We start from the raw sequence: 14,769 nt of genomic DNA, 5'->3' as shown, positions 1-14,769 counted from the left end.
GCGCTTAGTCTGATCCGTTCGCTGCCGCCCATGCTACGGCAAAACCGTTGGGATAGCGCAGGTCAACGCGCTGCATCCGGGCTTCGCTGTGAGCCGTGAGCTCCGGCAACACATCGACAAAGCGCGCTACCCGTTCCAACGGCTGCTCACGCCCGAGTGCCAACTCGATCCCGCCATCCAGTTCGGCGCGCCAGGAGCCTCGAGGGGAGAGGCGCAACACCCGCACCTGCAAACCTTCCCGCGCCAGCAACGACTCAATGTGCCGGTAAGCACGGGCCATCTGTTCGGCGCTCTCCGGGGGGCCGCTCAAGTGCGGCAACGCCTCCGGAAAAGTCGCCGGATTCGGCTCGAAGACCTCCCCTTCGCGATCGATCAACGCCCCTTCCCCCCATACCCCCAGGGCCTCTCGCTCCTCAAGGGCCACTTCCAAGCGGCTCGGCCACACCCGTCGCACCTGCGCCTGGCGAACCCACGGCAACGCCTCAAGCGCCCGCTGGGCGCCGCGGGTATCGACCCCCACTAGGCTCCGGTGCAAGTGCGGGGCTAAAGCCGCGCTGATCTCGTGACCGTCCGTGCGCTGTGGGGCTTCGAGCAGTTGCACGCGCTCCAGCGGCAGCAGTCGCCCCTCCTCCAAAGTCCACAGCACGCTGGCCAATACCGCAACCAGCAATCCCGCCAGCGTCAAGCTAACAGCCCAGCCGCGCCAGCCCCCCGAGCCGCCTCCGGCAGTAGCCGCTGAAGCAGACCGCTCACCGCGGCCCGACTGCGAGCGGCGTCTCCGGGCACGGCCGCGCCCCAGCAGGTCGCTCCAATCCGCCGCACGGCTCATGGCGAGACCGCTCCAAGCAGGATGTGTTCGACCAGCTCATCGAAACCGATCCCCGCTTGCGCTGCGGCAATCGGCACCAACGAGTGGTCGGTCATGCCGGGAATCGTATTGACCTCGAGCAACCACCAACCACCGGCGCTATCGCGCATCACATCGACCCGCCCCCACCCCCGTGCCCCTAGGGCGTAGAAGGCCTCCCGAGCGAGCGTCGCCAGCTCGGCCTCGGCGGCGGCATCCAGGCCGCTCGGGCAGTGATGTTTGGTATCTGTAGCGCGATATTTGGCATCGAAATCGAAAAAATCGTGCGAGGTCTCCAACCGAATCGAGGGCAGTGCGCGCTCTCCCAACAGCGCGACTGTATACTCTTCACCACTGATCCACTGCTCAACCAACACCTGCCGGTCGTAGGCCGCCGCCGTCCGCCATGCCGCCGGTAGCGCCGCTGGCTGCTCGACCCGCGTCATGCCGAGACTCGAACCCTCGTGCGCTGGCTTAACGATCACCGGAAAGGGGAGCGCACACGGCTCATCCGGATCAGTCAGCAGCTGACCGGCCGGCGTTGGCAACCCACAGCCTTGCCATAGCCGCTTGCAGCGATACTTATCCATGGCCAGCGCCGACCCAAGCACCCCGCTACCGGTATAAGGAACTCCGAACTGCTCCAAGGCCCCTTGCAGCGTGCCGTCCTCACCGCCTCGTCCGTGCATCGCAATAAACGCGCACGCATAGCCACGTAACCGCTCCAACGGCTGCTCCTGCGGATCGAAGGCAACAGCCGCGTAGCCGCGCCGCTGCAGCGCGGCCAGCACCGCCGCACCGCTGCGCAGCGAGATCTCCCGCTCCGCCGAAGCTCCCCCTAGCAGCACGGCGATCGGACCGCGCAGTTGTGCCGTAGCACGTTTATCCGCTTGCTGCCGCTGCTCGCTCATCGGTCACTCTCCCCTGCGCTCCCCCCGGCCCGCCCGGGCATCCGGGCCATCAGCTGCGCCGGCAAGCCGCCGATGCTTCCCGCCCCCAGGGTGAGTACCACGTCGTCGCCACGCAACTGCCGGGCGAGCAACTGCGGAATCTCCTCCAGGGTCGCGGCAAAGACCGGCTGGACCGCAGCGCGATCACGCACTGCTGCTGCCAGGGCGCGTCCGTCCGCCCCGGGCAGAGGCGCCTCGCCGGCGGCGTAGACCTCGGTCAAGATCAAGGCATCGGTCGCCGCCAACACCCGCGCAAAGTCGTCGAACAGCTCGCGCGTGCGGCTGTAGCGATGCGGCTGAAAGATCACCACCAAGCGTCGATCGGGCCACGCCGCACGGGCCGCCTCAAGGGTCGCTTCCAACTCACGCGGATGGTGCGCATAGTCATCGACCAATAGCGCCGTTCCGGAGGCCAACGGTAACGCCCCGTAGATCTGGAAGCGGCGCCCGATCCCGGCAAATTCAGCCAGCGCCGTCTGAATCGCCTCGCGTTCGACCCCAAGCTCCCGCGCCAGGGCGATCGCCGCGGTCGCATTCAGCACGTTGTGCCGTCCCGGCAGATTGAGCTCGATATCCATTCGCCCACCATCGGGCTCGCGCACGCTAAAGCGCGTCCGCCGTCCGCACGCCACCACCGCCTCGGCCCGCACATCGGCCTCTTCGGCAAAGCCGTAAGTCAACACCGGACGACCGATCTCCTCGCGCAGCCGGCGCAGTTCCGGGTCGTCAATGCAGAGCACCGCCAAACCGTAAAAGGGCAAATGGTGGAGAAATTCCGCGAAGGCGCGGCGCAAGCAAGAAAAGTCGCCACCGTAAGCGCCCAAGTGATCGGCATCAATGTTGGTCACCGCCGCCATGACCGGTTTTAGATGGAGGAACGAAGCGTCACTCTCGTCGGCCTCGGCGACCAGATAGGGACCGCTACCGAGCCGGGCATGGGCGCCGGCACTGACCAACCGCCCGCCAATCACAAAGGTCGGATCAACCCCCCCTTCGGCCAGACAACTGGCCAGCAGTGAGGTCGTCGTCGTCTTGCCGTGGGTGCCGGCGACAGCGATCCCGTGGCGAAAACGCATCAGCTCGGCCAACATCTCCGCCCGCGGCACCACCGGCAGGCGGCGCTGCCGCGCAGCGAACAGCTCCGGATTGTCATCGCTGATCGCGCTTGAGACCACGACCGCGTCGGCCTGTGCAACGTGCTCCGCAGCGTGCCCCACACTCACCGTCACCCCCAACGCCTGCAGGCGCTCGACCATCGCTCCGCAGCGCAGATCGGAACCGCTGACGACAAAGCCAAGGTTGTGCAGCACCTCGGCAATACCGCCCATACCCGCCCCGCCGATCCCGACGAAGTGCAACCGCCGCACCCGTCCGAGCCGGGCCGGCCCGGCCACCGGGGAGCCAAAACGCGGCAGCGAGGCGGCAACCGGCTCACTCATCGACAGACCTCCAGGCAGGCCTCGGCGACCCGTTCGGCGGCATCGGTCACGGCCACTGAGCGCGCTGCCTCACCCATGCGCTGCAGCTCTAAGCGCTGTCGATCGCCGACCAACTGCGGCAATAGCTTCGTCAACTGCCCATTGATAACCGCCGCCTGCGGCAACACCCGGGCACCGCCGACCCGACCCAGCATCTCGGCATTGAAGCGCTGATGGTCGTCGGCCGCCCACGGCAGCGGCACCAGCACCGAGGGGACGCCTGCGACCGCCAGTTCGGAAACCGACAGCGCCCCGGCGCGCGCCACCACCAGATCGGCCCACTCATAGGCCCCGGCCATATCTTCGATAAAGGGGACCACCTCGGCCTCTATGCCGGCACGGTGATAGCGCTGCACGGCCTCGTCGATGGTCTGCTCGCCGGCCTGATGGACCACACGCGGCGGCGGCAGATCGGTCGGCCACTGTGACAAGGCCTCCGGCACCGCTCGATTGAGCATCAACGCCCCCTGGCTGCCCCCCAGTACAAGCAGTCGCGGCGGTCCCTGACGACGCGCATAGCGCTGCTCCGGCGGCGGAATCCGGATCACCTCGGCTCGCACCGGATTACCGACCCACTCGCCGCGACTGCCGAGCACATCGGGAAAGCCGGTCAAGACCCGGCGACAGAGCGGAGCGAGTATGCGGTTGGTCAATCCGGCGACGGCATTTTGCTCATGGATCAGCAACGGCACCCCGCACCGGCGCGCCGCAAGTGCCACTGGACCGCTCAGATAGCCCCCCATCCCCAGCAGTGCAGCCGGCTGTCGCTCTGCCAACAGCCGACCCGCCGCACTCATCGCCTTCCATAAGCGCCACGGTGCAGCCAGCTTGGCGCCCAACCCCTTGCCACGCAGCCCTCGCACCTCCAGTGCCTCAAAGGCGATCTGGCGCTGTGGCACCACCCGCGCCTCCAAACCGTGCTGGGTACCGATCCACAACACCTCACAACCACGCTCGCGAAGCACCTCAGCGACCGCCAAACCCGGGTAGACGTGCCCGCCGGTACCACCGGCGGCGATGGCTACAATCGGTTTACTCAATGCCTCTCCTCCTCAGGACGTTGCCCTTCGGCCCGCGCATAGGCCAACTCACAGCCGGCGCGCAGCAGCAGGCCGACAAAGGCTCCAGTGACCAACGCACTGCTACCGCCATAGCTAAAAAAGGGCAGTGTCAGCCCCTTTGTCGGCAGCAATCCGGTCGCCACTCCCATGTTGATGAATGCCTGCATGCCGATCGCCAAACCCGCCGCCCATGCGATGTAGCCGGCAAAGTGCAGGCGATAGCGATGACACTGCCAGCCCAAGCGCAGTGCATAGAGGGTCAAGAAGGCAAACAGCGCGATAACCGCAAGCACACCGACTAGGCCGATCTCCTCAGCCAAGACCGAAAAGACGAAGTCGGTGTGCGCTTCGGGCAGATAAAATAACTTTTGCACACTGCCGCCCAAACCGACACCGAGCCACTCACCGCGACCGATGGCAATGAGCGACTGGGTCAACTGAAAGCCGGTGTGGAAGGGATCCGACCACGGATCCATAAAGGCGGTGACCCGCTGCCAACGATAGGGCGAGTAGAGCACCAGCATCACCGCCACCGCTACCAGCCCCGCTGCCAAGACCAAAAAGCGCCACAGCGGCGCCCCAGCAAGAAAGAGCAGCGTCATCACCAGACCCATGAGCAGCAAGGCGGTCCCGAAATCGGGCTGCCGCAACAGTAAAAAGGCACACAATGCGGCAATGGCCACCGGCACCAGGAAGGCCGTCATGGAGGTGCGCAGCCACTCCCCGCGGCGCACTAGGTAGCCAGCCACATAGAGCGACAAAAGTAGCTTCGCCGGTTCAGCTACCTGCAGATTGATCACCCCGAGAGGGATCCAGCGCACCGCACCATTGACCTCACGCCCCACGCCGGGGATCAGCACCAGGATCAGCAGCGCGATGGCTAGCAGCAGCAGCCACACTCCGCTCCGCTCCCAGAGCTGCAGCGGCACCTGCAACACCGTGAAGGCCACAGCCGCAGCGAGCAAGACGAAGAGAGCCTGGCGCTTAAAGTAGAAGAGCGGATCGCCCATGATCTGCTGCCCAAGCGAGACCGAGGCCGAGGCCATCATCACTAGACCGAGCAGAGTAGCCGCGACGACGACCCACAACAGACGCTGATCAATGAGCGCCCACGGCACCCACTGCTGCTGCAGCGGCCACGCTGTGGAGAGCCGCTCAGCCATGCATCACCTCCCCAACCACGTCGAGCACCGCTTGACGAAAACGTGCCCCGCGCTGCTCGAAGCCGCTGAAGGCATCAAAGCTGGCACAAGCAGGGGCTAACAGCACGCAGTCACCGGGCTGCGCACGCGCGGCCGCCTGCACGACCGCCTGTTCCATTCCGCTGGCGCACTCGGTCGGCACGCGCCCGGCGAGTGCCGCCTCAATCGCCGAAGCATCCTCACCGATCAAGATGACGGCACGCGCGTAGCGTTCACACGCCTCGGCCAGCGGGCGGAAATCGCCCCCCTTACCCTGCCCCCCGGCAATCAAGACCGCCGGGCGACCGACCCCGGCTAGGGCCGCCACCGCCGCTCCGACGTTGGTCGCCTTGGAGTCGTTAATCCACGCCACCTCGTGCCACTCACCGATCCGCTCCATCCGGTGTGGCAGTCCGCGGAAGCGGCGCAGCACGGCCTGTTGCGCAGCGATAGGCAGCTCGCAGGCATCGGCCACTGCCATCGCAGCTAAGGCGTTGGCCTGCCCCACCACACCCGTCAGCGCCAGTTCACGCACCGCTAGGCGCGCCTCGCCGTCCAGAGAGAGGCTGGGCTCGCCGTCGATGGTGCGCGTTGCGTAGTCGCTGGCCGGCCCAACGGTGCCGCCGTGAACACCGGCAACGCTAAAATAGCGCCGCGAGCGGGCAGTCTCGCCCATCCGCCGCACCCGTGGGTCGTCGGCGTTGATGATTGCGACCTCGACCCCCTCAAGCAGGCGCGCCTTAGCGGCCGTATACGCCTCGATGCCGTCGTAGCGATCGAGGTGATCGGGGCTAACGTTGAGCACCGCACCAATCTGCGGACAAAAGGCTGGGCACGCCTCAAGCTGGAAGCTGGAGACCTCAAGGACGAAGAGATCGGCGACTGGGTCAGCAGCGAGCAGATCGAGCGTCGGCGTCCCCAGGTTGCCGCCGACGGCGACGCGGCGACCTGCAGCTCGCGCCATCTCAGCAACGAGGGTCACTACTGTGCTCTTGCCATTCGAACCGGTCACTGCCGCGACCGTCACCCCCTCCGGTACCGCCGCAGCGAAGAGTTCGAGCTCACCGCAGATCGGCTGCCCGGCGGCTTGCAGCTGCGCAAAGGGCGGTTGCCGAGAATCGAGCCCGGGGCTGATCACTATCCGCTCGGCAGCGCGCAGCACCTCGCCGTCTAACCCCCCGAGCACGACCGGCACCTCGGGGTGCTCAGCCTGCAGGGCAGAGAGCTGCGGCGGCCGCTCGCGGCTATCGACGACGACAACCGGCACCCCCTGACGGCGCAAGTGACGAACACAGGCCAACCCGGTCGCACCGAGCCCGGCGACCGTGGTATACCGCTTATGGCCTGTCATCGCACCTGATTCCATGATTAGCGCACCTTTAGAAAGGCCAAGCCGATTAATACCAACACCACGGTCACAATCCAGAACCGCACGATCACGCGCGGCTCTGGCCACCCTTGGAGTTCGTAGTGGTGGTGTAGCGGCGCCATGCGAAAGACGCGCCGCCCTGTCAATTTATACGAGAGCACCTGGATCATGACCGAGAGCGTCTCTAAGACGAAGATCCCGCCCATGACAAAGAGCACGATCTCTTGACGCACCGAGACCGCGATCACTCCCAGCGCAGCCCCGAGCGAGAGCGCCCCAACGTCGCCCATAAAGACCTGTGCCGGGTAGGTGTTGTACCACAGAAAACCGAGACCGGCGCCGACGATCGCCCCGCAGAAGATCACCAATTCACCGACGCCGTGGACCGATGGGATACCGAGGTATTCGGCGAAGACGTGGTGCCCAGAGGCGTAGGCAAAGACGGCCAGGCCACTGGCCACCAAGACGGTAGGCATGATCGCTAGGCCATCGAGGCCATCGGTCAGATTCACCGCATTCGAGCTGCCGACGATAACCAGTGTGGTCAACAGCAGGAAGCCGAACGCTCCCAGCGGTATAATCCAGTCCTTAAAGAGCGGCAGCACCAGGCTCGTCTCGACCGGATCTTGTGCCGTCATGTAGAGGAAGGCACCCGCCCCCAGGGCCGCCACCACCTGCAGCAGAAACTTATCCCGGGCCCGCAGCCCCTGACTGTTGCCGCGCGAGAGTTTAAGGAAGTCGTCGACCCCACCAATCAAGCCAAAGGCAAGGGTCACCAGCAAGGCCACCCAAACGAAGCGGTTGCTTAGATCGGCCCAGAGCAGTGTCGAGACGGCGATGGCAACCAGGATCAACGCCCCGCCCATCGTCGGTGTGCCCGCCTTCTCTAGATGGGTCTGCGGCCCATCGTCGCGCACCTGCTGACCGACCTGGTGCAGTACCAAGCGCTGGATCACCGCCGGACCGATCAGCAAGGCGATACCGAGCGCGGTCAACACGCCGAGGATGGTCCGAAATGTGATGTACTGGAAGACGTTCAGTGCAGAGATATACGCCTCCAGCGCCATCGCCAGATGGTAAAGCACCTTAGCTCTCCTCTCCTATGCCGGACTCCGTTCTGGCCACCGGCCCCATTCTGGCCCCCGGCCTGGACCCCATACTGGTCGACTCACCCGCTGGCTCATCAGCCAATACGGCAACGAGTCGCTCCATAGCCGCCGCACGCGACCCCTTGATCAGCACCACCGCGTCGGCAGGCACCTCGTCTTGGCAGGCCTGTGCCAGACTGGCCACATCGGCGAAGACCCGCCCCCCGGCTCCGAAGGCGTCGGCGGCGGCAGCGGCGATCTCGCCCACACACCACAGATGGGCCACCCCGGCGGCGCGTGCCTGCTCACCGGCGCGGCGATGCCAATCCGCCGTCTGCTCACCGAGCTCGGCCATCGTCCCGAGCAGTAGCCACGGCTGCCCCGCCTCACCCGTCCTGCCCGCTTGATCCGTTTCGCCTCGTCGACCGGTTCCGTCCACCCCGCCGGGCGCGCTAGCAAGCTCGCACAACACCTCGAGCCCGGCCTGCAGGCTCGCCGGGTTGGCGTTGTAGCTATCATCAATGACCCAGCGACAGGTACGGCCATGGCGCAGCTGCAGCCGCCCGGGCGGGGCACTCGCTGCGGCCAGCGCCTGTGCGATCTCGTCCGCAGAGACCCCACAGAGGGTCGCCGCGGCGGCGGCAGCGGCGGCGTTCGCAGCGTTATGGGCGCCGAGCAGCGGCGTCGGCGTTGCCCGCCAGCGCTCGGCAAGCCACAGCTCTAAGCTTGGACCGGCGCCCCGGTAGCGCAGATCGGCCACGGAATGGGTACCGAAGGTCACCCGCCGCTCAACGTGTCGCGCCAGTTCGTGCCAAAGATCGGCGTAGGTATCGTCGGTGTTGATGACCGCCGCCCCTGCCGCCGGTAGCGCACTAAAGAGCTCGCCTTTCGCCGTTGCCACCCCACGCAGCGACCCGAAGCCCTCTAAGTGGGCCGGGCCGGCGTTGGTCACGATGCCGACATGCGGCTCTGCGATGGCCGCCAATTCGCCGATCTCACCGGCGTGATTGGCCCCCATCTCGAGCACGGCAAAGCGGTGTTCGGCGCGCAGACGGCATAGGGTCTGAGGCAAACCAAGGTGGTTGTTGCGATTGCCGGCGGTTGCCAAAGTCGGCCCCCGTTGGACCAGCATCGCAGCCAAAAGCTCCTTGACCGTCGTCTTGCCGTTGCTCCCGGTCAGCGCCACCACCTGCGCCGAACTGCCGGCCCGGCAACGCCGTCCAAGCGTCGTCAGGGCGTTCAGCGGATCGTCAACCAGTAGGGTTGGCAGCGCCTCAACCGGACGCTGACCGAGCATCGCAACGGCGCCGCGGGCGGCAGCGTCGGCGGCGTAGTCGTGACCGTCGACGTGCGCCCCGCGCAGGGCGACGAAGAGCATCCCAGGCTCGACCTCGCGGCTATCGAGCGCGACCCCATGCACGAGTCGATCGCCGCACCCAGGCTGACCACCAGAGAGCGGGACCGACAGCCACTCAGTAAGCTGCTGCAGGGTGCACGGCAGCATCAGGCTTCCCTCCCCACTGCTGCAAGCAACCGCTCGACCCACTCACGATCGGAAAAAGGCCGACGGAGACCGTCGATCTCCTGGACTTGCTCGTGCCCCTTGCCGGCGATCAGCACAACATCGCCGCGCTCAGCCTGTGTGATCGCCCACTCGATCGCCTCGCCCCGGCCGGCAATCAGCTGCGGCGTCACCGCTGTGCACCCGGCGGCGATCTCCGTGCGAATCGCCGCAGCCTCCTCACGCCGCGGGTTGTCGTCGGTGATCACAACTACATCGGCGTTGCGCGCCGCTATTGCCCCCATCAGCGGGCGCTTGCCGGTATCACGTTCACCTCCGCAGCCGAAGACGACGTAGAGGCGCCCGGCGCAGTGCTCGCGCGCCGCTCGCAGCGCCTGTTCTAGGGCACCGGGGGTGTGTGCATAGTCGACGATGACCAGCGGTTGCTCGCCGCCGCCGAAGGGCTCAAGCCGCCCGGGCACCGCCTGCAGCCGCGGCAACCGGCTCAGCAGCGCCTTAAGCGGATATCCAAGGGCCACTCCTGTTGCGATCGCGGCGAGCAGGTTGGCCGCCTGAAAACGACCGAGCAGCGGCACCTCGATGCGCTGTTGCAGTGATTTGGTTAGTACCGTCAGCGCCAACCCGCGATCGCCCGGGCGACTGGGGCTCACCTGCGCACGCAGATCGGCCAACTCGGCTAATTCGGCTGGATCAGCCATGCAAGCGTCCGTGACAGCGCTTGCACCGTTGGCCGCTCCGGAAGCCATACGACTCGCCCTCGCCATAGTGCTGGCGTTGTCACTGGCCATATCACTGGCCGTATCACGGGCCGTATCACGGGCCATATCACGGCTTGCGCCATCGACCACGCTATAGGTCACGACTGGACCCGGTGCGCTTGCAGCGAGCTGGCGGCCGAGGGCATCGTCGAGATTGAGCACGCGCGCCCGCAGCTCGGGACGCTCGAAGAGGCGACGCTTGGCAGCTGCGTAGGCGTCTAGCGAACCGTGGTAGTCGAGATGATCACGACCGAGGTGGGTCAGCACCGCTACATCGACCGCAGTTCCCTGCAAGCGCCCCTGTGCCAAGGCGTGCGACGAGGCCTCCAGGGCCACTCCGGTGCATCCGGCCGCGCGCAGCTCAGCCAACATCGCCTGCAGGCGGGCGGCATCGGGGGTCGTCAAGGGGCTCGGCTGCAACTGCCGCAAGCCCCCGTAGCCCAAGGTACCGATCACGCCCCAGGGGGCCGGCGCCGCACTGGTCAACGGCGTCTCGCCGAGGAGTTGGGCGACGAAGTGGGCTACAGAGCTCTTGCCATCGGTGCCGGTCACCGCCACTACGGTTAAGGCGTGTGAGGGCTCACCGTAGCAGCGCGCGGCCAGCCGCCCGATGCACTCGCTCAGCCGCACCACCGGGCGCATCGGTACGCCACGCCGCCGCGCCTGCTCGGCCACGCGTGCAGCCAAGCGGTCAACCGTCGCATGTTCGGGGGAATCAGCCGCCACCGGCTCCCAGACGATGGCAACCACCCCGGCGGCGAGCGCCGCCTCGGCGTAAGCCAAACCGTGTCGATCGCCACCGGCAAGCGCAGCAAAGAGCATTCCCGGGGCAGCGTGTCGGCTGTCGCTACAAACCCCGCTAATCGGGCATAGCGCCGCTCCCGTATCGCCACCCTCGCTGCCCTCTGCAGTAGCGCCAGCAGACCACGGCGCGAGCAGCTGCGCCAGGGTGACCGCCGGTGCCGACTGCATCACCGCGCTCACTGCTCACCCCCGGCGGCCAATACACGGCCCGACTGAGTCGGCCGCTCCTCGTGACCGTCAGGCCGCACGTTCAGCACCCGCAGCGCACCGGCGGCGACCTCGGCAAAGACCGGTGCAGCGACCTGTCCACCGTAGTAGAACTCCCCACCGGGCTGATCGATCACGACGGCGATGGCGATCCGCGGCCGGGTCGCCGGTGCATAGCCGGCAAACATCGCGACGTAGGCGTCCTCACGGTAACCACCGGCCTGCGCTTTACGCACCGTCCCAGTCTTCCCGGCAACTCGATAGCCCGGCACCCGGGCGCGCAACCCCGTTCCGCCCGGTTCGACCACCGCCTCGAGCATGTGCCGAATCTCGCCGGCGAGCTGAGCCTCGAGCACCCGGTGCCCCGAAGGCGGCTCGTCACGGCGCAGCAACGAGACCGGATACATCATCCCGTCATTCGCTAAGGCGGCGTAGGCCCGGGCGATCTGCAGTGGGGTCGCTGACATCCCGTAGCCGTAGGACCAGGTCGCACGCGCCACCTGCCCACGCGGCGGGGCCGGATCGAGATAGCCAGCACTCTCACCGGCCAAACCGACGTGCGTCGTCGCCCCAAAGCCGAAGTCTTCGAAGACCTGCCATAGATCACGCGGCTCCGTGAGTAACGCGATCTTGGCCGCACCGACGTTGCTCGACTTTTGGATGATCCCCGTAACGTCGAGCTCACCGTAGTCGAGGATGTCGCGTACCGTGTGGCGCCCGACCCGCATCGTCCCCGGGGCGGTATCGAAGGTCGCTGTTGCGTTCAGCGCGCCGCTGCGCAAGGCGGCCGCTACGGTAAGGGGCTTGATGACGGAGCCCGGCTCGTAGGCGTTGGCGAAGACCCGGTTGCGCCGCGCCTCGGGCTCCATGGTCGCGCGCTGATGCGGATTGTACGAAGGCTGACTGGCGGCAGCTAACACCTCGCCGGTGCGCACGTCGAGGACGACGACCGAACCGGCAACCGCCCGATGGCGACGCACCGCACGCTTGAGCTCACGGTAGGCCAGATACTGGATATCCCGATCGATCGAAAGCGCAACGTCCTGCCCCGGGCGCGGCTCGCGAATGAGCTCGACATCCTCGACAACACGCCCGAGACGATCCCGTAGAACGCGCTTCGCCCCACTCTCACCGCGGAGCAGGTGGTTATAGGTTCGCTCAACGCCCTCAAGCCCGTGACCATCGATGTCGGTCACCCCGAGCAACTGAGCCGTAACCTGGCCACTCGGATAGAAGCGGCGCAATTCACGCTGCAACTGCACCCCGGGAGTCTCTAAGCTGCGAACGCGCTCGCTCATGGCTGGCGGCATGTGACGCCGCAAGTAGACGAACTCGCGCTCGGCGCGCTGTTCGAGAAAGCGGTAGAGCTCCTGTGGATCGCGCTCAAGTACGGCAGCCAACTCCGGGATGCGCCCGCGATGCTCAAGCAGCTCTCCGGGATGCGCCCAGGCCGAAAAGACCGGCGAGCTAACAGCCAGTGGCACGCCGTGACGGTCGGTGACCATCCCGCGATGCGCCGGGATGGCCACCGTGCGCAGGTGTCGGGCGTCGGCCTCATCAAGCAAAAAGTCGCGATTGAGCACCTGCAGGTCGAAAGCCCGACCGACGACCGCCAGGGCCACAGCTACAACCACTGCACTGACAGTCGCCAACCGCCACCACGGTGGCGTTGAGCTCTGCCCTTTGCTCGCCCTGCGACGCCTAACTCGCCTCACACACCTGCCCTCTCATCGGCGCTCCAGGATGACGACCTCACCGTGTTCAGGGAACTGCATCTGTAATTCATCGCGCGCGACCCGCTCCAAACGGCTGTGCCCCGCCCAAGCGCCGATCTCAAGCTGCAACATGCTCCACTCCTCGCGCAGTTCGTCACCGCGTTCAATCTCCGCTTGCAACTCGACAAAGGCCATCCGCCGTTCATGCTGCACCAGGACCAGTCCCAGGCCACTGATTACGACCCCTGTAACGAGCCACACTACAGCCCACTGCTGCGCATTCACGACAGGCGCTCAGCAAGGCGCAGCACTGCGCTGCGCGATCTTGGATTGGCCGCCACTTCGGCAACATCCGCGCGCCGGGCCCGCCCGAGCGGACGCAGCCGCGGCCGCAGATCCACCGGGACGACGGGCACCGAGGGTGGCAAATCACCGACCCGTGAAGCATCGCGGATAAAACGCTTAACCAGGCGATCTTCCAGCGAGTGGAAGGCGATCACCGCCAGACGCCCTCCAGGCTCAAGCAGCTCGATAACCCCAGCCAAGAAGCGTTCGAGCTCGCCAAGCTCGTCGTTTACCGCAATCCGCAAGGCTTGGAAGGTCCGGGTCGCGGCGTGTCGCCCCGGGGTGCCGCGTACCCCGGCCTCTTCGATCAGCGCGACCAAATCACGAGTGCGCAGCGGCGGCGCACCAGCCTCGCGAGCTGCGACAACCGCTCGCGCGATCCGCCCGGCCTGCGGCTCCTCGCCGTAGCGGCGAAGAATGCGCGCCAGCTCGCGCTGCGAGAGCTGCTGTAACAGTTCGGCTGCGGAGATTCCGGACTCCGGGTCCATGCGCATATCGAGCGGACCATCGTGCCGAAAAGAGAAGCCCCGCACGGCATCATCGAGCTGCGGCGATGAGACGCCAAGATCGACCAGCACTCCGGCGACTCGCCCCGCCCACCCGCGGGACTGCAGAACCTCCGGCAACTCACCCAGGCGCGCCTGCACGACGTGGCAACGCGGCCGATCGGCGAAGTGGTGGCGGGCGTGAGCGATCGCCTCCGGATCACGGTCGGCGACTATCAGCTCCCCGCGGCCAAGGGCACGGAAGAGAGCTTGTGCGTGACCGCCACGCCCGTAGGTCGCATCGACGTAAAGCCCCTCCGCGCGCGGCGCCAACCCCTCCAATACCGCATCCAAAAGCACCGGCGCGTGCCCGCCATTGCCGGCTCTCCGGGAAGACGGCCCAGCAGCCTCACGCTCTTTCTCTTGCACGACCGCACCCATTTGGATCACCCCTCACAGCCGCGAGGCACCGCAGCATCGCCGCTCACAACGCCAAATGCTCAAGTGCTTCTGGCAGATGGAGCTCCGCGGCCGCCGCCTCTTCAAGCCACTGCATCCGTTGCTGCTCCCACACCGCCTCATCCCACAGCTCCAACTTATTTCCCTGACCGATTAGCACGACCCGCTTACTCAGACCGGCGTACTCGCGCAGTGGCTGCGGCACGAGCACCCGGCCACTGCCATCGACCTGCATCTCTTGAGCGTGGCCAATCAGCAATCGTTTAAGGCGCTTTGCCCCCTCCTGAAGATCCGGCAAAGCGATCAATTTGCGTTCAATCCGCTCCCACTCCGGTAACGGATAGAGGACCAGGCAGCGATCACGATAGTCGATTGTCGTCACCAGCTCGCCTTCGCAATGGCCCAGGAGCCGATCCCGAAACCTCGCCGGGAGGGCCAAACGGCCCTTAGCGTCCAAGCTGAGCTGGCTTACACCCCGAAACACCACCCCCCCTTAGGGC

General features: G+C 66.3%; 13 protein-coding genes. All 13 read right to left on the bottom strand.

Going from position 1 to position 14,769, the window contains the following annotated elements:
* Positions 1 to 4 precede the first annotated feature (4 nt).
* The gene (locus tag CKO15_RS09960) at positions 5 to 829 is read right to left on the bottom strand and encodes a cell division protein FtsQ/DivIB (protein WP_200195702.1); all 825 of its coding nucleotides are present in this window, start codon (positions 827 to 829) and stop codon (positions 5 to 7) included.
* Complete coding sequence (locus CKO15_RS09955) at positions 826 to 1,758, bottom strand: D-alanine--D-alanine ligase (protein WP_274600140.1); 933 nt, start codon at positions 1,756 to 1,758, stop codon at positions 826 to 828. Before CKO15_RS09955 ends, CKO15_RS09960 begins: the two co-directional genes overlap by 4 nt.
* Positions 1,755 to 3,236: a UDP-N-acetylmuramate--L-alanine ligase gene (gene murC / locus CKO15_RS09950; RefSeq protein ID WP_200195700.1), complete on the bottom strand. Its 1,482-nt coding sequence runs from the start codon at positions 3,234 to 3,236 to the stop codon at positions 1,755 to 1,757. Before murC ends, CKO15_RS09955 begins: the two co-directional genes overlap by 4 nt.
* A complete protein-coding gene (gene murG / locus CKO15_RS09945; RefSeq protein ID WP_200195698.1) occupies positions 3,233 to 4,315 on the bottom strand; it encodes an undecaprenyldiphospho-muramoylpentapeptide beta-N-acetylglucosaminyltransferase in 1,083 nt (360 codons plus the stop codon). The genes murC and murG overlap by 4 nt, the downstream gene beginning before the upstream one ends.
* Positions 4,312 to 5,499, bottom strand: coding sequence for a putative lipid II flippase FtsW (ftsW, locus tag CKO15_RS09940; protein ID WP_200195696.1), 1,188 nt, complete (start codon positions 5,497 to 5,499; stop codon positions 4,312 to 4,314). Before ftsW ends, murG begins: the two co-directional genes overlap by 4 nt.
* Positions 5,492 to 6,883 (bottom strand): UDP-N-acetylmuramoyl-L-alanine--D-glutamate ligase, encoded by a 1,392-nt coding sequence (gene murD / locus CKO15_RS09935; RefSeq protein ID WP_200195694.1) that lies wholly within the window; start codon positions 6,881 to 6,883, stop codon positions 5,492 to 5,494. The genes ftsW and murD overlap by 8 nt, the downstream gene beginning before the upstream one ends.
* Before the next feature lie 2 nt (positions 6,884 to 6,885).
* Positions 6,886 to 7,953 (bottom strand): phospho-N-acetylmuramoyl-pentapeptide-transferase, encoded by a 1,068-nt coding sequence (mraY, locus tag CKO15_RS09930; RefSeq protein ID WP_200195731.1) that lies wholly within the window; start codon positions 7,951 to 7,953, stop codon positions 6,886 to 6,888.
* Positions 7,954 to 7,972: 19 nt separating this feature from the next.
* The gene (locus CKO15_RS09925) at positions 7,973 to 9,478 is read right to left on the bottom strand and encodes a UDP-N-acetylmuramoyl-tripeptide--D-alanyl-D-alanine ligase (RefSeq protein ID WP_200195692.1); all 1,506 of its coding nucleotides are present in this window, start codon (positions 9,476 to 9,478) and stop codon (positions 7,973 to 7,975) included.
* Positions 9,478 to 11,226 (bottom strand): Mur ligase family protein, encoded by a 1,749-nt coding sequence (locus tag CKO15_RS09920; protein ID WP_207124044.1) that lies wholly within the window; start codon positions 11,224 to 11,226, stop codon positions 9,478 to 9,480. The genes CKO15_RS09925 and CKO15_RS09920 overlap by 1 nt, the downstream gene beginning before the upstream one ends.
* Before the next feature lie 8 nt (positions 11,227 to 11,234).
* Positions 11,235 to 12,917 carry a peptidoglycan D,D-transpeptidase FtsI family protein gene (locus tag CKO15_RS09915; RefSeq protein WP_200195688.1) on the bottom strand — a complete coding sequence of 561 codons (1,683 nt, stop codon included), beginning with the start codon at positions 12,915 to 12,917 and terminating at the stop codon, positions 11,235 to 11,237.
* Between the two features lie 75 nt (positions 12,918 to 12,992).
* Positions 12,993 to 13,265, bottom strand: a complete 273-nt coding sequence (gene ftsL / locus CKO15_RS09910) for a cell division protein FtsL (protein ID WP_200195686.1) — start codon at positions 13,263 to 13,265, stop codon at positions 12,993 to 12,995.
* Positions 13,262 to 14,251, bottom strand: a complete 990-nt coding sequence (rsmH, locus tag CKO15_RS09905) for a 16S rRNA (cytosine(1402)-N(4))-methyltransferase RsmH (protein ID WP_200195684.1) — start codon at positions 14,249 to 14,251, stop codon at positions 13,262 to 13,264. Before rsmH ends, ftsL begins: the two co-directional genes overlap by 4 nt.
* Positions 14,252 to 14,294: 43 nt before the next feature.
* Positions 14,295 to 14,753, bottom strand: coding sequence for a division/cell wall cluster transcriptional repressor MraZ (gene mraZ / locus CKO15_RS09900; RefSeq protein WP_200195682.1), 459 nt, complete (start codon positions 14,751 to 14,753; stop codon positions 14,295 to 14,297).
* Between the last annotated feature and the right edge of the window lie 16 nt (positions 14,754 to 14,769).

The organism is Halorhodospira abdelmalekii (assembly GCF_016583625.1).
Classification (GTDB): Bacteria; Pseudomonadota; Gammaproteobacteria; order Nitrococcales; family Halorhodospiraceae; genus Halorhodospira; species Halorhodospira abdelmalekii.
The sequence above is the reverse complement of the archived record's forward strand: the minus strand, read 5'-3'. Positions and strand labels throughout refer to the sequence as shown.